Source organism: Flavobacterium cauense R2A-7 (assembly GCF_000498475.1).
Taxonomy (GTDB): Bacteria; Bacteroidota; Bacteroidia; order Flavobacteriales; family Flavobacteriaceae; genus Flavobacterium; species Flavobacterium cauense.
In genome coordinates this window covers 131355-148361 of the sequence record NZ_AVBI01000016.1, presented here as the reverse complement: position 1 = coordinate 148361, position 17007 = coordinate 131355, and the positions used below count along the sequence as shown (strand labels likewise).

Genomic DNA, 17007 nt, shown 5'->3' with positions numbered 1-17007 from the left:
ATGAACGATACTCAAAATAACACTGCCATCCCTGAAGGGCACCCGGTTCACACCTATTTTCAGGAAACGGATATTATTCATAAACTACTGGAAGAACTCGCCATCACCAATCCGATGACGGAAGCGCAGAAATTCTTCAATATTTTTAACGAACTGTATACGATTGAAAAACGATTTCAACGCAAAGAAAACCAACTGTTTCCTTATTTGGAAAAACGCGGTTGGAACGGTCCGTCGCAAGGGATGTGGTCGTTTCACGATAACTTAAGGGACCAATTTAGATTAATGCGTAAAGACATCGATGCACGAGATTTTGAGACCATTAAAATCAACACCCCTTATTTAATCAACGGAATTTACCGACTGATGCAAGTGGAAGAAACCGTATTGTTCCCAAATGCCTTAGAAATTTTAACCGATGCGGATTGGATTGAAATGCGCGCCGGCGAAGAAGAAATCGGCTGGATGTTACCTAAAGCGCCGCTTCCGTATCCAAAAGAAGAATATGTGCATCCGAGTCAGGATTTTACCCAACGCGAAATGACTTTTTCACTGGAGAACACCACACATTACGACGAAGGCTACATGACCGTGGAACAGGTAAATTTACTATTGAAAACCATGCCGTTGGATATCACTTATGTGGATGAAAACGACAAGGTAATTTTCTACAACCGTGGTGAAGAACGCGTTTTCCCGAGAAGTGCGGGGATTATCGGGAGGGAAGTTCGCTTTTGCCATCCGCCGAAAAGTGTGGGAACCGTATTGGAAATTCTGGATAAATTTAGAAAAGGCGAACAAAACGAATCGGCCTTTTGGATCAATTATAAAGAACGCCTGATTTACATCCGCTATTTCGCGGTTCGTGATGCCCAAAAAAATTACAAAGGCGTGATTGAAATGTCACAGGACATCACCGATATCAAAAACATTGAAGGCGAAAAACGATTATTAGACTGGAAATAATTAAAATACACGGTCATGAGAAATACTCAAAAACCAAATACTTTTCTTTCCTCATTGCTTACAAAATGCGCTTTAGTGCTGTTAGCAATATTCTTTTTGGAATTTAGTGAACGAAACAATATCGATCCCGAAATAAACAATCCGGAAGAAGCGTTAAACGAATTGATTTATGGCAACAATCGTTTTTTGGACAATGAAATGATTTACACTGATTATCAGGAGCAGATTCAGAAAACCAAAAATGGACAACATCCGCACAGTTTTGTTTTGAGCTGCATCGATTCGAGAGTTCCGCCGGAAATTGTTTTGGATCAGGGAATCGGACACTTATTTGTAGCCCGTGTAGCCGGAAATGTGGAAGACGATAACATTTTGGGCAGTATGGAATATGCGGTGGAAGTAAAACACACCAAACTGATTGTGGTTTTGGGTCACAGTCACTGCGGGGCAGTTCAAGGAGCAATCGACAATGTAAAACTTGAGCACTTAACACAACTTACCGAACAGATCAAACCTGCTTTCAGCAAACACCTCACCTACCCGATTCCGGAACATATCGCGGAAGAAACCTCCAAACTGAATGTAAAAATGACGATGAAACACATTTATGAAAACAGCGCCACCATCAAACATTTGGTAGATGAAGGCAAAGTGAAAATTGTGGGTGCGTATTATGACATTCATACCGGAGAAGTGAACTTCTTTAAAAAATAAATCAAAATGAATGCAACAAAAATCGATTATAAAAATATTTACTACCCGCCAGGAGGCATACTGATTTGGATTATCATTTTCCTTGAATTGTTAACCTTCGGAATGGCTTTGGTAGCTTTTGTTCATGACGGAACAAAAAATTATGAAGTTTTTCATCAATCCAAATTGCAGTTAAATGCTACTTTAGGATTAATCAATACCGCATTTTTACTAACCAGTGGCTATTTTATGGCCAAAGCGGTTCATGAATTTGAAGCTAAGAATATTTCCAAGGCTTCTTTATATCTTAAAATTACCGCTTTGGGCGGAATCCTTTTCATTGTGGTGAAATGCTTCGAATATTCGGCTAAAATCGAACACGGATTAACACCCGAAGTGAACAGTTTTTATATGTATTATTGGCTGTTAACCGCTTTTCATCTGATACATGTTGTGGTAGGCTTGGTCATTATTCTGTGGACCAATTATTCAATGAAAAAAACAAATTCCGATACCGCAGCCGAAGATTTAAAAACCTGTGGTGCTTTCTGGCACATGTGTGATTTGATTTGGCTGTTGTTGTTCCCAGTTGTGTACCTAATCTTTTAAAACATGAAACTCTCAAAAGAATATACCTTCATTGCTTTACTGACGCTGACGCTTATCTCCAGTATAGTTACAATGAAAACCTCGGAAGGCAATACGGCAATCTACTCGTTGCTTTTAATCCTTTGGGCTGTCAAATTTATATTGGTTGCCTTTGACTTTATGGAACTAAAAAAAGCCAATATCTTTTGGAAATTGAGCTTAAGCTTCGTTTTAACGCTTATTTTGACAATAATTTTACTCTTTTTATAATTTTTTTTCGGAAACCTGATAAATATCATATCAATAAAAGACAATTTAGTCTTATATTTGAACTGTTAATTACAACTATATATTTATAAGCCAATTGAAAAGCGTTAAGGGCAAACCTATCAAGGGATTTGGAGTAAAAATTCAAAGAAATAGTTTATTAGTTAAAAAGTGAGCATTTCCAGATTACTTCTTTGATTGAAAAAAATATAGTGTTTAGTCAGGCACTGTACTAACATACCTCAAATCTTTTAAACCAACATTACTGCTGTTGGAAAAATTAGGTGAAATTGGTTGAAAAGCCCTGTTTGTAGTAAGCAGGGCTTTTTTAATTATATTCAAAAAAATAACAAAAACAACAAAAACAACAACAAACATCGTGTTTTATGATTACAATCATAAAAATTTAATATGCGAATTCGTATATTTGTTAAAACCTTAAATATTCTTACTATGAACAAGTCTTCAATTTTAGCCCTCGTTTTCAGCTTCGCTTTTTTCGCTTCCTGTGGTGGTGATAAAACCAAAAAAGAAGAAGATACTTCGAAACCCGTTACGGAAGAATCCAATGATCAGGCAGCCGATCCATCTACCTACGATCCGAAAAGAGGGGAAGGAAAATATACTACTGTTGAATTGGGTGCAACTTTAGATCAGGCCATGGCTACTAAAGGAGAAGAAGTTGCCGGTGTAAAATGTACTTCTTGTCACAAACCAACCGATGAAAAATTAGTTGGTCCGGGATGGAAAGGCGTAACCGAAAGAAGAAAACCGGAATGGATTATGAACTTTATTACCAATCCGGACCCAATGATCAACAAAGATCCGGAAGTACAGGCGCAGTTGGAAATCTGTTTGGTAAGAATGCCGAACCAAGGATTATCTGACGATGAAGCCAGAAACATATTAGAATACATGCGTAAAAACGACGGCGTAAAATAAATCTGAACGGATCATCCTGATCGGGAAAAACAGATTGGGGTAATCTTACTCTAAATACATAAACAATGAAAAATAAATTTCTAAAAGCAGTTTTTGTAATTGCTTTAGGGAGTGCTTTGGTTACTTCCTGCAAACCGAAAAGTTCCGGAGATGCCGTAAGTGGCGATGCGGCACAGAAGGCATACGTTGCGCCCGGTAAATATGACGAATTCTATAATTTCGTATCCGGTGGTTTCAGCGGTCAACTAAGTGTATACGGACTTCCAAGCGGAAGATTATTCAGAGTTATCCCGGTTTTCTCGGTAGATCCGGAAAAAGGTTGGGGATACAGCGAAGAAACGAAACCCATGTTAAACACTTCTCAGGGCTTTGTGCCATGGGATGATTTACACCACACCGAAATGTCACAAACTAACGGTGAAGTTGACGGTCGTTGGGTCTTCGGTAATGCTAACAATACACCGCGTATTGCCCGTATCGATTTAAAAACATTCAAAACGGCAGAAATTATCGAATTACCAAACAGTGCCGGTAATCACTCCTCGCCTTTCATCACCGAAAACACAGAATATGTAGTGGCTGGAACCCGTTTCAGTGTACCGGCAGATTATTCTAACGGAGACGTGGCCATCAACACCTACAAGGAAAATTTTAAAGGACACATCAGTTTTGTTAAAGTTGGAAAAGAAGGTGAAATGGATTTGGCTTTCCAAATCGTAACACCGGGTGTTAATTTTGACCTTTCCCATGCCGGAAAAGGAAAATCACACGGTTGGTTCTTCTTCTCCTGCTACAATACAGAACAAGCCAACACCTTGTTAGAAGTTAATGCTTCCCAAAAAGACAAAGACTTTATCATGGCGGTGAACTGGAAAAAAGCAGAAGAATACATCAAAGCCGGTAAAGGAAAGAAACAATCCGTAAAATATGCGCACAACAAATGGGATGAAAAAACCCATACAGCAAAATCAGAAATCAAAACAGAAGTATTGGTTTTAGATTCAGCCGAATTGAAAGACATTTGCTACATGATTCCTTGTCCGAAATCACCTCACGGTTGTGACGTTGATCCAAGTGGAGAATACATTGTAGGTTCCGGTAAATTAGCGGCTTTAATTCCGGTATTCAGTTTTGATAAATTACAGTCTGCCATTGCAAAAAAACAATTTGACGGTAATTACGGTGGCATTCCGGTAGTAAAATACGAAGCAGCACTTCACGGAGAAGTTCAAAAACCAGGTTTAGGCCCGTTACATACCGAATTTGACGGTAAAGGAAATGCCTATACCACCTTCTTCGTTTCTTCAGAAGTAGTGAAATGGGATATCAAATCGTTAAAAGTATTAGACAGAGTACCAACGTATTATTCTGTTGGACACCTTTGTATCCCTGGAGGCGACAGTAAAAAACCTTTCGGAAAATACCTTATCGCTTACAATAAAATCACAAAAGACAGATATTTACCAACAGGTCCTGAGTTAGCACAAAGTGCGCAGATTTTCGACATCAGCGGTGATAAAATGAAAATGATTCTGGATTTCCCAACCATTGGAGAACCACATTATGCACAAGCCGCTCCAGCCGATTTGATTCGAAACAACGGCCAGTTGAAATTCTATAAAATCGGAGACAACAATCACCCATATGTAACAAAAGGCGAAAAAGAAGCCAAAGTGGTTCGGGAAGGAAACAAAGTACATGTTTACATGACTTCCATTCGTTCTCACTTTGCACCAGACAACATTGAAGGTGTTAAATTGGGTGACGAAGTATACTTCCACGTAACCAACCTTGAACAAGACTGGGATGTGCCTCACGGATTTGCTATCAAAGGTGCCGACAACGGAGAACTTTTAATCATGCCGGGAGAAACCACAACCTTAAAATGGATTCCTAAAAAAGTAGGTATCTTCCCAATGTACTGTACCGATTTCTGTAGTGCACTACACCAGGAAATGCAAGGCTATGTTCGCGTTTCACCAGCCGGAAGTAATGTACCGATATCGTTTAGCGTAGGTACCAATTTGCCTGCCAATAAATAATTTAAACATCAAAAAGGGGCAACAAAATTGCCCCTTTTTTTAACCCTTTCACCATGACAACAGCAAAAATTTCAACAGTTTCAAAGGTGTTGCTCTTGATTGTTGCAGCTTTGTTTATAGGCTCCATATTTGTACCGATGTGGCAAATAGAACTCAATGCTCCCCAATATCCGGAAGGATTGGTCTTAAAATTACATGCCAATAAAATAGGCGGCGATGTGGATATCATTAACGGATTGAACCATTATATCGGCATGGCTACTTTACACACCGAAAATTTCATCGAATTCAAAATACTGCCTTATGTTTTTGCAGGATTCGGATTGATTTCGCTTCTGCTTATTTTCGTGGCAAAACGAAAAGCCATATTGTTTTTTTTCATAACTTACATTGTTTTCATCGCTTTGGCAGGAATCGATTTTTACCGTTGGAATTACGAATACGGGCATAATCTGGATCCGAACGCTGCCATAAGAGTACCCGGAATGGCTTATCAACCCCCTCTTTTAGGATACAAACAATTGCTGAATTTCGGAGCCTATTCCATTCCGGACACCGGAGGTTGGATGTTAACTGGCGCAGGAATTTTACTCTTCGCAATTATTTTCAAAGAGTACCATTTATTTAAAAAACGTTCCTAATTACAGTTCCAATCGATGGATTCCGATAAAGATGCTCGTAACCACACAAGCACTATGTATTTTGAAAAAAAATAAATAACGATGTATGAAAAAAATTGTATTGGCCTTGTTTACGGTATTTTATTTAAGTTCCTGCAGTTCTAATGAACCCAAACCCCTAAAACTAAATTCAGACAGTTGCGACAACTGCAAAATGACCATCTCTAACGGAAAATTAGGAGCCGAACTGATTACTGAAAAAGGACGGCATTACAAATTTGACGATATAGCCTGCATGGTGAAATTCGCTAAATCAGGCACGGCCGTTGCTGCAAAATCCTTTTATGTTAGTGATTATCTTCAGGACAACACTTTAATTCCGGCCGAAAAAGCATTCTATCTAAAAGGCGGAAGCATTACCAGTCCCATGAGAGGAAATACAGCCGCTTTTTCAACAAAACAGGAAGCGGATCAATACAAAACCAAACTAAACGCTACTTCATCATCATGGGATGAAATTTTTAATTCGTTTCAATGAGAATCATATTCTTAGCATATTTCCTTACCCTTTCCGTATTGTGCCAGGCTAAAACTATTTTGGTCGGAAAAAATCATCCGCTAAAAAGTATCAAAGCCGCTATAGCACAATCTTCAGACGGAGATACTATTGTGGTACAAAGCGGCACTTACAAAGAAGGACGTATTTTAATAAACAAACAAATCACCCTTATCGGAAAGCATTTTCCAATATTGGACGGTGAAAACAAATCGGAAGTAATATCCATAAACGCCGACAATGTCGTGGTTAAGGGATTCAAAATTCAAAATTCCGGACACGCCGCTTTGGAAGATCCTTGCGGAATCCGGGTATACGACAAAAGCAATGTTACAGTAGAAAATAACATCCTCGATAACAATTTCTTCGGTATTTACATTCAGAACGGAAAAAACTGTATTATAAAGAACAACACCATCAAAGCGTATGGCAAGGAAGAACAGCTGATTGGCAACGGAATCCATTGCTGGAAAAGCGAAAATCTTCAAATTATTGCCAACAAAATATCCGGTCATCGCGACGGAATTTATTTTGAATTCGTAACCAATTCGGTCATCTGGAGAAACATTTCTTCCAACAATATTCGGTACGGACTGCATTTTATGTTTTCCAATGACGATTCTTACATTACCAATGTGTTTAAAAATAACGGTGCCGGTGTAGCGGTAATGTTCACCAAAAATGTAAAAATGTTCAATAACTATTTTGAAGAAAATTGGGGAGATTCAGCCTACGGTTTATTGCTGAAAGAAATCGCCGACAGCTATATTTTCAACAATCGTTTTTCAAAAAACACTTCGGGAATTTACATGGAAGGCACTTCGCGTATTAAAGTGGAAAAAAATGTTTTTGAATCCAACGGCTGGGGCATGAAAATTCAGGCCAGCTGCATGGAAAATGAAATTGTGAACAACAATTACCTTAAAAATACTTTTGACATCAGTACGAACGGAAGTCTGGTTTTAAATACCTTCAACAGCAATTACTGGGACAAATACGAAGGTTATGATTTGGACAAAAACGGTATCGGCGACGTGCCGTATCATCCGCTGAGTTTATTTGCGGTACTAACCGAAACCAATCCTTCCGCCATGCTATTGTACCGGAGTTTCATGATTACGCTTTTGGACAAATCCGAAAAAGTATTACCCAGTATCACACCGGATAATTTTATAGATAATTCGCCCTTAATGAAGTCATTACCCCTATGATACACATCACAGATTTAAATAAAAAGTTCGGCAAGCTCGAAGTGCTCAAAAATGTAAACCTCAACTGTAACAAAGGCGAGTGTATTGCATTGATTGGCCCAAACGGCTGCGGAAAAACAACGCTGATAAAGTCGATATTAGGGATGGTTCTTCCCGATAAAGGACAGATTACCTTCAACGAAAAATCGATTAAAAACGAATATTTGTATCGGGAGAAGATTGGTTATATGCCGCAAATTGGACGTTATCCCGACAATATGACCATCGGACAGGTTATCGACATGATCAAACGCATCCGAAATACCAATCAGGAATTGGACCAAGATTTACTGAAAGCATTTGAACTGGAAAAAATGTTCGACAAACAAATGCGCACCTTATCAGGAGGAACCACCCAAAAAGTCAGTGCCACACTAGCATTTTTATTCAATCCCGACGTTTTGATTTTGGATGAACCTACGGCCGGTTTAGATCCTCTGGCTTCCGAAATTCTGAAAGAAAAAATCATAAAAGAGAAAGAAAAAGGAAAGCTTATTTTAATTACCTCTCACCTACTGAGTGAGTTGGACGATTTAATTACCGAACTTATTTTTATGCAGGAAGGCAATATGCTTTTCCATAAAAAAATAGCCGAATTGAAAACAGAAACCAACGAAAACAAGATATCAAAAGCGATTGCTAAAATTTTAAAGCGTACGAAAAATGAACCGAATCATTAAAATCATTTTACTCGACATCCTTAAAAACAAAATCGTTTTGGGCTACACCCTTATTTTGGCCATTTTGTCCTGGAGTTCCTTTGCTTTGGAAGACAATTCAGCAAAAGGATTGCTTACAATTTTAAACGTTATTTTGTTCACGGTGCCATTGGTTTCGATACTTTTTGCGACCATCTATCTGTACAACAGCTCGGAATTTATTGAACTTTTATTAAGTCAGCCTGTAAAACGCCAGAAAATATGGCTCAGTTTGTTCATTGGTCTGGCTTCCTCGATGGTTTTTTCCTTTTTAATTGGAGCTGGCATTCCTTTGTTAATCAACTCACCGGACAGCATTGGTTTCATGATGATAATCGTAGGCTGTTTGGTTTCGGTGATTTTTGTGGCTCTGGCTTTTTTGAGTTCGATTCTCACCAGAGACAAAGCCAAAGGGATTGGAATTGCTATTATGATTTGGCTCTATTTCGCCTTACTGTTTGACGGCATGGTGCTGTTCCTGTTGTTTCAGTTTGCCGATTATCCAATTGAAACAGCCATGGTAGGAATCACCGCTTTGAGTCCGATTGATTTGGCTCGGATTCAAATATTACTGCACCTGGATGTTTCTGCGATGATGGGCTATACCGGAGCCATTTTTAAAGACTTTTTCGGAACCGCTTTAGGATTAACCGTTTCGTTTTTATTATTGTGTTTATGGGCCATAATTCCGTTTTTCATTTCACTGCGAAAATTCAACCGGAAAGATTTGTAATGTTTTTAAAGTGCGTTTTGATTTCTAAATTTTCTAATCCGTTACCGTTTTTAAGATGAAAAGAGACCTCAAGAATAGAAAAGACATAGAAATATTGGTAAATGCTTTTTATGAAAAAGTCAAAACCGATACCATAATTGGCTACTTGTTTAACGACATAGCACACGTAAATTGGAACAAACACTTACCCAAAATGTACGATTTTTGGGAAAATATTCTTTTTTACAACGGAAATTACAATGGGAATCCGATGACGGTTCACAAAGAACTGCATCAAAAAAGCGCTATGACACAACAGCATTTTCAGCATTGGATCTTGCTCTTTAAAACTACGGTAGACGAATTATTTTCCGGCAACAAAGCAGAAGAAATTAAGGAACGGGCTTTTAATATTGCCAATGCTTTAATGGCCAAAACGCTATACGGAAACTAAAATCTTTAACACTTAAAATAAAAAAAGCGCTAACTTAAAAGTTAACGCTTTTTTTTGAACATAATTAGAAAAGGAAACTTGAATTAATAATTTCTTATCTTATTTTGGTAAAAGTACATCACCTATTACATGAATTATTCCGTTTGACGTTTCTATGGAAGCGACAATTTCTGAACCGTTCACATAGGTTTTACCGTCTTTCTTAGTGATTTTTACTTTTTTCGGATTCACCATTTCAAATTCCTGACCATCCTGCATGTAGTCGGTTTTTAAAACACCCACATAAGTATGGTATTCCAAAATGGATTTCAAATCTTCTTTCTTCTCGGGTTTCAATAAACCTTCAACTGTTCCGGCAGGCAGTTTGTCAAAAGCGGCATTCGTCGGAGCGAAAACAGTAAAAGGTCCTGCGTTACTTAAAGCGTCAACCAATCCGGCGGCTTTAACGGCAGTTACCAAAGTGGTATGGTCTTTACTTCCAATGGCAGTTTGGACGATATTGGGACTCGAGGTTTCATCGACAACTCCGGATTGTCCTACAGCTTCGGTTGCTGTGGCGTCTTCAGTTGCTTCAGGTGTAGCTTCGGATTTTTTACATCCAAAAACCGCTAATGTTCCGGCTAATAAAAGTATTTTAACTGATTTCTTCATACTGATTGTTTTTTTATCATTCGAATTAATACCTGCAAGTTATAACCTATTCTGCAATTATTTTATGAGCATAATCATAAGACAATCAATTTTTTAACTTTTTTTAAACGTATTGTAAACTAAAATCCCACTGCCTGTCACCAATACCATTGCAGCTCCAAAAAGAAGCTCATTTACATGCGGAATCATGGTATAACTGAAAGACGCAATTCCCTGAACCGCCAGTATAATTTCATTGAGTAATACGCCTACGGAAAACAGAATCAGTCCGAAAACCGTCTGCTCCAATCTTGGAAAAAAAGCGGAGGCATGAATATAAAACAGTAAAAACAGTGTGATAATCGCCAGTAAAACCAAGTGCAGATAAGCGATTACAATTGGTCGAAAACCAAAAGCAAGCTTACTTACAAAAGGAATCGTCGAACCCATCTGAAGCAGTAGTTTTATACTTAATGCGAATCCGACGAAAAGCAAAACATAGCGTAAGGCAAAGCCGAGTTTCCGCATCGCTTCCGATTTCTGCTTCAGAATTCCGTACAGCAACCGGAACCATGCAACACCCTGAATTACAGCTGCAATTACTACAATCACGTAAAGCCACATTGGCAATTCCAGCCACAAAATGGATAAAAAATAAGCAGGAATACAGCATGTAAAAAACAATTTAAACGATGTGGCAAAAAAAGAATCTTCGGTTTTTTTCAGTTGGAAAAAGTCGAAAAACAACCCCATACAGGCAAAGAAAAACCAGCCGTTATATTGGAAATGCAGAAAATAATAAATAGAAACCAGATACTCGTTCTGATGGATGTTTTTGGTCATCATCATATACGCCAAAGCAAAAGAGCCCAACGATGAAATTACGTTAAAAAAAAGAGCGCCTTTAAACCAGTTTTTAAAAAGTAATTTATTGTCAACCCGTTGCAAGTCCTTAAAAAAAGTAAAGGCAAAATAAAACGAAACCAAAATTGTCAATACCGAAAACAGCATACAAATCGGTCCGTGGCCCTGGAGAATAAAAAACACCAGCATCCCATAGGAGCAAATCAGGTTGAGAACAAAAAATTTTTTATACTTCCCGAAATTAAAATTGATGATTTTATGCTGAAGTGTATAGACCATCAGCACCATTAACGTATGACTGATCCAGCCGGTAAACGCAAAATTGGAATGGGAAAGCTGCAGGTTTTTCTGATTGAAATACGGAAATTCGAATCCAATCTTATAACGCATCAGTAACCCTAACAAGGCCACGATAAGCAGATTCACCAGGGAAAATTTAAGCCAAAACTTACTATCGTTCTTCATTAGTAATAAATCTTGTGGTTAACCATTTCAATTTTATTGGACTCTTTCATTCGGGAAAAAACCCTGATAACCGTTTCGACCCGCAATCCCGTGAAATTTGCGATTTCCTGTCGGGTATATGGTACCAGATATTTTTCTTCTTTTCCGCAATTTTTCTGGGCATTCAAAAAAGCCATTATCCTGAATTCCGGTTTTTGATTGATGATATCATTGGCCATTTTGGTTTTGGCATAAAGCCGATTGGCGAGTAAATTGAGAAAATATTTCTGTATAAAAGGATATTCATCCAAAATACTCAAAAAACTTTCTTTGGAGAGTTTCACTATTTTACAATCCCGAAAAGCCACAGCAGTAGCCGGATAGTCTTTGTCGATTAACAACGGGGGTTCGCCAAAACTTTGTCCGCACCAAAAATACGCATGGGTAAATTCCTTTCCCTTATCATTGGCATTGAACATTCTGACGCATCCTTCCAGAATCTGATAATAAAATCCAGCGGGTGTATCTTCATGGAAGATAACTTCATTTTTTTTATATTCCTTAGTGACGGCGCCCCATGAATACAACAAATCTAAATCTATCTGCATATTAAATGATTGATTGTAATGTGAGTAATTCCTTTTCTTTTGCAACTTTTTAAGAACACGCAAAATAATTCCTGTAAATTTAATAAAAATATGACATAAATCATTTAAAAGATCAAATTGTCTTTATAAATTTGTCCTATGAATAAGTATATACTCATATTTACCTTTGTCATACTTCTGAAACCCATTTTCCCGGTTATCAGTTTTATGGTTAATTATGACTATATCGCCAAAGAACTTTGTGAAAACAAAACCAAACCGGAACTGCACTGTAACGGTAAATGTTACCTGAAAAAAGAATTGGCGAAAGCCTCTGAAAACACGAATCCGACTTCACAAGACAAAAAGCAGGTACATCTGGAACAAGAAATTCTATTCTTAGAAATTGTTGCCGATTTTGATTTCCAAAACATACGTTTTCATGATAAAAAATGCATAACAACGCATTATTCAAACCGATACACCCATTTGAATAGTCACGCTGTTTTTCACCCTCCTATTCTTTCTTAATTTTTCCGTTTTTTATGCCTATTATTTCGAAAAACAACTTTTCGGACAGGCTCTTATTACATTAATTTAAAAGAATAAAAATGAAAACTTTAAGAATAGTATCTTTAGCACTACTTGCTATCTTCGCTTCATGTTCCTCCGACAATGACGAAACCGTTACCATAAACGAATTGGACGGTTTAACCAAAATTCAGGAAATAACAAACGACACCCATGTGATCGAATTGTATTCGGCTTCCGGTGTTTTACAACAAGGACACAACGCGATTTCCCTGAGAATCAAAAACAAAACAACGAATGAATACGAAAAAAACGCTACCGTTTCCTGGGCACCGTTAATGCACATGATGTCCATGCAGCATGCCTGTCCGTATTCTGCAGTAACAAAAACTTCCGGTAAAGAAACGTTATACAACGGTTACATTGTTTTCCAGATGGCACAAAACGACACTGAATATTGGTCGTTAAAAATCAATTATTCCATCAACGGAACAGCATATTCCGTAGATGAAACCATTAGCGTACCGGCATCGGCAAAACGAAGAGTAACTTCTTTCACAGGAACCGATGGCACCAAATATGTGTTGGCTTTAATCGAACCGACAAGTCCGAAAGTTGCCGTTAACGATATTAAAATGGGCGTTTTCAAAATGGAAAACATGATGAATTTCCCGATAGTCAACAACTATACCGTTAAAATCGACCCTAGAATGCCAAGTATGGGCAATCACGGTTCACCTAACAACGTGAATTTAACGCAATCGACTGACCTTTTGTACAACGGTAAACTTTCACTAACCATGACCGGTTATTGGAAAATCAATCTGCAATTGTTAAACAGTGTCAACGAAGTACTGAAAGGCGAAGAAATCACAGACACCACTACGGCCAGCAGTATTTATTTTGAAGTGGAATTTTAAGCTTCCTACCTTCCTTTAAAACTAAAAAGGTTGAAAGACAATTATCGCTTTTCAATTCCTTTCAACCTTTTTATCCTTACTAAAAGAGCAGTCACAATCAATAATTGTGTTGATTGCTTCTTGCTTATTCCTAAAAAACACATCATGAAAAAACTTATTTTTCATATCATCCTAATGCTGACTTCCGTTATTTTGACAGCTCAGGAAAAAGACAGTCTGAAAACCACCTCTTTAAATGAAGTGATTGTCATCGGTAAAAAAACGGAATTGCATCAAAAACAAGCCAAACCACTGACTTCGATTGACGATTATTTACAGCAGTCCAATAAAATCACCATGATTAAACGGGGCGGTTATGCATGGGAACCTGTTATCAACAATATGGCTACCGAAAGAACATTGGTAACCATTGAAGGTATGCGTATTTTTGGAGCCTGTACCGATAAAATGGACCCGATTACCTCTTATGTGGAAATTTCAAATCTTTCGGAAGCCAATGTAACTTCCGGACAACAGGGAACTTGCCACGGCGCGACCATTGGTGGCGCGATCGATTTAAAACGCAACCGAAGCAATTTTAGCGAAACCGGCTGGAATGGTGCATTGCATTCGGGATACGAAACCAATGGTAATTACAAAATCATCGGAACTGCAATAAATTATTCCAAGACAAAGTTTTATCTGGATACTGATTTTATGTACCGTGACGCCGACAATTACAAAGCCGGCAACAACGAAGAAGTAGCGTTTTCCCAATTCCGAAAATTCAACATTTCAGGAACTTCGGGTTTTCAATGGGACAAAAACAAGTTGGTTGAAGCTTCCATAATTTATGATAAAGCTACCGATGTTGGCTACCCTGCCCTTCCGATGGATGTTTCCCTGGCAGAAGCCTTAATCACTTCCTTAAAAGTGGAATACAAACCCGTCTCAAAACACTTTAAAAACTGGGAAACCAAACTGTATTACAACGCCATTACCCACAAAATGGACGACACCAAACGCCCTTTTGTCCCGATTCACATGGACATGCCGGGATGGAGCGACACCTTTGGCGGGTATTCAAAAATCATTGGAACGTATAAAAAACACCATTTTCAGGCCAATCTGAACTCGTTTTACAACCGCTCCAAAGCGGAAATGACCATGTACCCGAGTGACCCGAATGAAAATCTGATGTTCATGTACACCTGGCCTGATGTGAGAACGTTTTATACCGGACTGTTTCTGGAAGACCGTTATGAATTCAATTGCCACACGGCGCTGCATGTTAACGCAAGTATCGGAAATCACAATAACGAAGTGGCCAGTGAATTCGGCTTGCAAAGCATACAAATTTTTTATCCAAACGTGGCAAAATCTACCAACCGCATTTTAAAAAGTACCGCTGCCTCGTTGGCGTATACCAAAAATAATTTCGATTATGTTTTCGGATTGGGGTATGGCGAACGCGCGCCCTCGGTTTCAGAAGGCTACGGTTTTTATCTTTTCAACAGTTTTGACCGCTATGATTACATCGGAAATCCGCATTTAAAAAATGAAAAGTCTTTTGAGATGAACGCCTCGTTCGGCTATAAAAACAAAAAGTTCAGTTCTAAAATTGCGGGTTCTTATTTTCACATTTCCGATTATATCGTTGGAAAAGTAAATCCCGATGCTTTACCGATGACCATTGGCGCCAGCGGAATTAAAGAATATACCGCTTTATCGTATGCAGAAATTTTCAATTTGGATGTCACAGCAGAATATCAGTTACTGAATTCTTTGAAATGGAAAAACCAATTGGTTTACAGTTTAGGAAATGACAACAACAAAGAAAATTTACCCTTTATAAGTCCGTTCCGCTATACCTCAACGCTAGCCTACAAATACAATTCGTTCACTGCTGAATTTTCCGTTCAGGGCAACGCACAACAAAATCAGTTTGCACCGAAATATGGCGAAGACAACACACCGGGCTATGCAATTTTAAATTGTAATGCAGGATATATATTCCGATTGGAAAAAACAAAACTTAATGCAAGAATGGGCATGGAAAATATTTTAGACACCAAATATTCCACCTTTGCGGATTGGAACAACATCCCGAGACGCGGAAGAAATGTATTTCTGAATGTTACTTTTAGTCTGTAAAAATTCAGAATCAAACGGTTTAACTTATTTCCGATACAACGCGATTCGGGTTTTACGGATTTGGCGTTCCGATTTATTGCGTAGGTACTGATGATGCAACAGCCATCCGGCAACAGCTCCGATGACACTTCCGATGACAATATCAAAAAAACGGGTGGCGATTAATTCGTTCGGATCAATATTGAGTGAATTTCCAACATCTGCCAGAAAAATGGTAAGGGGTGTGATGAAAATAATTGCCAGTGCATATTGTCTTACGATCAGCGTTTCCACAATAAACTGAAATACTACGATGCTAAAACAGATCCAGAACAAGTTCAATTCCCACTGAAGCAAAAACCATGTTAGCAATAGTCCGACAAAAGTACCCAAAATGCGCTGAAACGTTCTTCGCCAAACCTGTTGCAAGGTAACACCTTGAATTACAGCGGCGCACGAAATCGGCAACCAGTAAGGATTGTCCAATTTCAGTAATAACCCAATCAGTAACGAAAGCGACATAAAAAACCCAATTACAACAGCTTCAAAAATGGTCACATAATTGCGTTGTACCACTACCACAAATTCCGATTTAAAAACCGTCCCTTTGGTTATCAGAATACTGTAACCGAAAGCAATTACCGATGCCAACATAGTTCCCATCGCGATTAAACCGACTTTTACGGGAATTCCCTCAAGATCAAAAGGCATACAACTCGCAATGGAAGCAATCATGATAAAGAAAAAATTTCCGGGCGGTTTTAACTGAAAAAAACGGGACACCCAATGCACAAAAGCGGCAAAAAGTCCCAATATTACTGAAGATAAATACGGGTTAAAACTAAACAAAACCCCAATAGCAAACGCAAACACAAATCCGAAAGAACAGGCCAGCATGGTTACCATACGACGGGCTAACGAACCGGTGGGCAAATACAAAAAAACCAATCCGCCTATACATGCTGTTATACCATAAGTCGGTTTATCAAGATAATAGCCTATAAACAATGGTGTTCCAACGCATAAAGATGCTAAAAAAGGAACATGCCATGTCCGCTCACTTTTTTTGTATCGGAAAAGCGCTAATAGCTCAAATTGCAGTTGTTTCAGGGTTATCATGACACTTCAAAA

The 17007-nt window shown here is 38.4% G+C and carries 19 protein-coding genes; 15 read left to right on the top strand and 4 right to left on the bottom strand.

Going from position 1 to position 17007, the window contains the following annotated elements; all coding sequences use genetic code 11:
- The 12 genes from FCR2A7T_RS08660 (at position 1) to FCR2A7T_RS08605 (ending at position 9788) form a co-directional block, all read left to right on the top strand.
- Positions 1 to 966, top strand: a complete 966-nt coding sequence (locus FCR2A7T_RS08660; protein ID WP_023570901.1) for a DUF438 domain-containing protein — start codon at positions 1 to 3, stop codon at positions 964 to 966.
- A 15-nt stretch (positions 967 to 981) separates the two neighbouring features.
- Positions 982 to 1680: a carbonic anhydrase gene (locus FCR2A7T_RS08655; RefSeq protein WP_023570900.1), complete on the top strand. Its 699-nt coding sequence runs from the start codon at positions 982 to 984 to the stop codon at positions 1678 to 1680.
- 6 nt (positions 1681 to 1686) lie between these two features.
- Complete coding sequence (locus tag FCR2A7T_RS08650; protein ID WP_023570899.1) at positions 1687 to 2268, top strand: cytochrome c oxidase subunit 3; 582 nt, start codon at positions 1687 to 1689, stop codon at positions 2266 to 2268.
- A 3-nt stretch (positions 2269 to 2271) separates the two neighbouring features.
- Positions 2272 to 2517, top strand: a complete 246-nt coding sequence (locus tag FCR2A7T_RS15365; protein ID WP_023570898.1) for a cytochrome C oxidase subunit IV family protein — start codon at positions 2272 to 2274, stop codon at positions 2515 to 2517.
- 450 nt (positions 2518 to 2967) lie between these two features.
- Positions 2968 to 3456 (top strand): c-type cytochrome, encoded by a 489-nt coding sequence (locus tag FCR2A7T_RS08640; RefSeq protein WP_023570896.1) that lies wholly within the window; start codon positions 2968 to 2970, stop codon positions 3454 to 3456.
- 65 nt (positions 3457 to 3521) lie between these two features.
- Complete coding sequence (nosZ, locus tag FCR2A7T_RS08635) at positions 3522 to 5498, top strand: Sec-dependent nitrous-oxide reductase (protein ID WP_023570895.1); 1977 nt, start codon at positions 3522 to 3524, stop codon at positions 5496 to 5498.
- Between the two features lie 53 nt (positions 5499 to 5551).
- Entirely contained in the window at positions 5552 to 6139 is a 588-nt protein-coding gene (locus FCR2A7T_RS08630; protein ID WP_035117971.1) for a hypothetical protein, read from the top strand.
- Between the two features lie 85 nt (positions 6140 to 6224).
- Positions 6225 to 6656: a nitrous oxide reductase accessory protein NosL gene (locus tag FCR2A7T_RS08625; RefSeq protein ID WP_023570892.1), complete on the top strand. Its 432-nt coding sequence runs from the start codon at positions 6225 to 6227 to the stop codon at positions 6654 to 6656.
- The gene (locus FCR2A7T_RS08620; RefSeq protein ID WP_035117969.1) at positions 6653 to 7885 is read left to right on the top strand and encodes a nitrous oxide reductase family maturation protein NosD; all 1233 of its coding nucleotides are present in this window, start codon (positions 6653 to 6655) and stop codon (positions 7883 to 7885) included. The genes FCR2A7T_RS08625 and FCR2A7T_RS08620 overlap by 4 nt, the downstream gene beginning before the upstream one ends.
- A complete protein-coding gene (locus tag FCR2A7T_RS08615; RefSeq protein WP_035117967.1) occupies positions 7882 to 8604 on the top strand; it encodes an ABC transporter ATP-binding protein in 723 nt (240 codons plus the stop codon). Before FCR2A7T_RS08620 ends, FCR2A7T_RS08615 begins: the two co-directional genes overlap by 4 nt.
- Positions 8588 to 9355: an ABC transporter permease subunit gene (locus FCR2A7T_RS08610; protein WP_035117964.1), complete on the top strand. Its 768-nt coding sequence runs from the start codon at positions 8588 to 8590 to the stop codon at positions 9353 to 9355. The genes FCR2A7T_RS08615 and FCR2A7T_RS08610 overlap by 17 nt, the downstream gene beginning before the upstream one ends.
- A 55-nt stretch (positions 9356 to 9410) precedes the next feature.
- Positions 9411 to 9788 carry a group III truncated hemoglobin gene (locus FCR2A7T_RS08605; RefSeq protein WP_035117962.1) on the top strand — a complete coding sequence of 126 codons (378 nt, stop codon included), beginning with the start codon at positions 9411 to 9413 and terminating at the stop codon, positions 9786 to 9788.
- Between the two features lie 99 nt (positions 9789 to 9887).
- On the opposite strand, the gene FCR2A7T_RS08600 is transcribed toward FCR2A7T_RS08605, so the two are convergent.
- From FCR2A7T_RS08600 to FCR2A7T_RS08590, 3 genes are all read right to left on the bottom strand, one after another.
- The gene (locus FCR2A7T_RS08600; protein WP_023570887.1) at positions 9888 to 10439 is read right to left on the bottom strand and encodes a fasciclin domain-containing protein; all 552 of its coding nucleotides are present in this window, start codon (positions 10437 to 10439) and stop codon (positions 9888 to 9890) included.
- 93 nt (positions 10440 to 10532) lie between these two features.
- Entirely contained in the window at positions 10533 to 11747 is a 1215-nt protein-coding gene (locus FCR2A7T_RS08595; protein WP_035117960.1) for a hypothetical protein, read from the bottom strand.
- On the bottom strand, positions 11747 to 12334 hold the full coding sequence (locus FCR2A7T_RS08590) for a Crp/Fnr family transcriptional regulator (RefSeq protein WP_023570886.1): 588 nt from the start codon (positions 12332 to 12334) through the stop codon (positions 11747 to 11749). The genes FCR2A7T_RS08595 and FCR2A7T_RS08590 overlap by 1 nt, the downstream gene beginning before the upstream one ends.
- Before the next feature lie 138 nt (positions 12335 to 12472).
- Between FCR2A7T_RS08590 and FCR2A7T_RS08585 the strand changes: the two genes are divergently transcribed.
- The 3 genes from FCR2A7T_RS08585 to FCR2A7T_RS08575 all read left to right on the top strand — a co-directional run bounded on the left by FCR2A7T_RS08585 (position 12473) and on the right by FCR2A7T_RS08575 (position 15897).
- Positions 12473 to 12844 carry a hypothetical protein gene (locus FCR2A7T_RS08585; RefSeq protein ID WP_240471472.1) on the top strand — a complete coding sequence of 124 codons (372 nt, stop codon included), beginning with the start codon at positions 12473 to 12475 and terminating at the stop codon, positions 12842 to 12844.
- Positions 12845 to 12924: 80 nt separating this feature from the next.
- The gene (locus FCR2A7T_RS08580) at positions 12925 to 13764 is read left to right on the top strand and encodes a hypothetical protein (RefSeq protein ID WP_023570884.1); all 840 of its coding nucleotides are present in this window, start codon (positions 12925 to 12927) and stop codon (positions 13762 to 13764) included.
- A gap of 144 nt (positions 13765 to 13908) precedes the next feature.
- A complete protein-coding gene (locus tag FCR2A7T_RS08575; RefSeq protein ID WP_035117958.1) occupies positions 13909 to 15897 on the top strand; it encodes a TonB-dependent receptor in 1989 nt (662 codons plus the stop codon).
- A 24-nt stretch (positions 15898 to 15921) separates the two neighbouring features.
- Here the strand turns inward: FCR2A7T_RS08575 and FCR2A7T_RS08570 are convergent, their stop codons facing one another.
- A complete protein-coding gene (locus FCR2A7T_RS08570; protein ID WP_023570882.1) occupies positions 15922 to 16995 on the bottom strand; it encodes an FUSC family protein in 1074 nt (357 codons plus the stop codon).
- Between the last annotated feature and the right edge of the window lie 12 nt (positions 16996 to 17007).

Excerpts from the sequence above, each read along its gene's own strand:
- FCR2A7T_RS08660 (WP_023570901.1), top strand. The coding sequence starts at position 1 with ATGAACGATACTCAAAATAACACTGCCATCCCTGAAGGGCACCCGGTT.
- FCR2A7T_RS08655 (WP_023570900.1), top strand. The coding sequence starts at position 982 with ATGAGAAATACTCAAAAACCAAATACTTTTCTTTCCTCATTGCTTACA.
- FCR2A7T_RS08650 (WP_023570899.1), top strand. The coding sequence starts at position 1,687 with ATGAATGCAACAAAAATCGATTATAAAAATATTTACTACCCGCCAGGA.
- FCR2A7T_RS15365 (WP_023570898.1), top strand. The coding sequence starts at position 2,272 with ATGAAACTCTCAAAAGAATATACCTTCATTGCTTTACTGACGCTGACG.
- FCR2A7T_RS08640 (WP_023570896.1), top strand. The coding sequence starts at position 2,968 with ATGAACAAGTCTTCAATTTTAGCCCTCGTTTTCAGCTTCGCTTTTTTC.
- nosZ (WP_023570895.1), top strand. The coding sequence starts at position 3,522 with ATGAAAAATAAATTTCTAAAAGCAGTTTTTGTAATTGCTTTAGGGAGT.
- FCR2A7T_RS08630 (WP_035117971.1), top strand. The coding sequence starts at position 5,552 with ATGACAACAGCAAAAATTTCAACAGTTTCAAAGGTGTTGCTCTTGATT.
- FCR2A7T_RS08625 (WP_023570892.1), top strand. The coding sequence starts at position 6,225 with ATGAAAAAAATTGTATTGGCCTTGTTTACGGTATTTTATTTAAGTTCC.
- FCR2A7T_RS08620 (WP_035117969.1), top strand. The coding sequence starts at position 6,653 with ATGAGAATCATATTCTTAGCATATTTCCTTACCCTTTCCGTATTGTGC.
- FCR2A7T_RS08615 (WP_035117967.1), top strand. The coding sequence starts at position 7,882 with ATGATACACATCACAGATTTAAATAAAAAGTTCGGCAAGCTCGAAGTG.
- FCR2A7T_RS08610 (WP_035117964.1), top strand. The coding sequence starts at position 8,588 with ATGAACCGAATCATTAAAATCATTTTACTCGACATCCTTAAAAACAAA.
- FCR2A7T_RS08605 (WP_035117962.1), top strand. The coding sequence starts at position 9,411 with ATGAAAAGAGACCTCAAGAATAGAAAAGACATAGAAATATTGGTAAAT.
- FCR2A7T_RS08600 (WP_023570887.1), bottom strand. The coding sequence starts at position 10,439 with ATGAAGAAATCAGTTAAAATACTTTTATTAGCCGGAACATTAGCGGTT.
- FCR2A7T_RS08595 (WP_035117960.1), bottom strand. The coding sequence starts at position 11,747 with ATGAAGAACGATAGTAAGTTTTGGCTTAAATTTTCCCTGGTGAATCTG.
- FCR2A7T_RS08590 (WP_023570886.1), bottom strand. The coding sequence starts at position 12,334 with ATGCAGATAGATTTAGATTTGTTGTATTCATGGGGCGCCGTCACTAAG.
- FCR2A7T_RS08585 (WP_240471472.1), top strand. The coding sequence starts at position 12,473 with ATGAATAAGTATATACTCATATTTACCTTTGTCATACTTCTGAAACCC.
- FCR2A7T_RS08580 (WP_023570884.1), top strand. The coding sequence starts at position 12,925 with ATGAAAACTTTAAGAATAGTATCTTTAGCACTACTTGCTATCTTCGCT.
- FCR2A7T_RS08575 (WP_035117958.1), top strand. The coding sequence starts at position 13,909 with ATGAAAAAACTTATTTTTCATATCATCCTAATGCTGACTTCCGTTATT.
- FCR2A7T_RS08570 (WP_023570882.1), bottom strand. The coding sequence starts at position 16,995 with ATGATAACCCTGAAACAACTGCAATTTGAGCTATTAGCGCTTTTCCGA.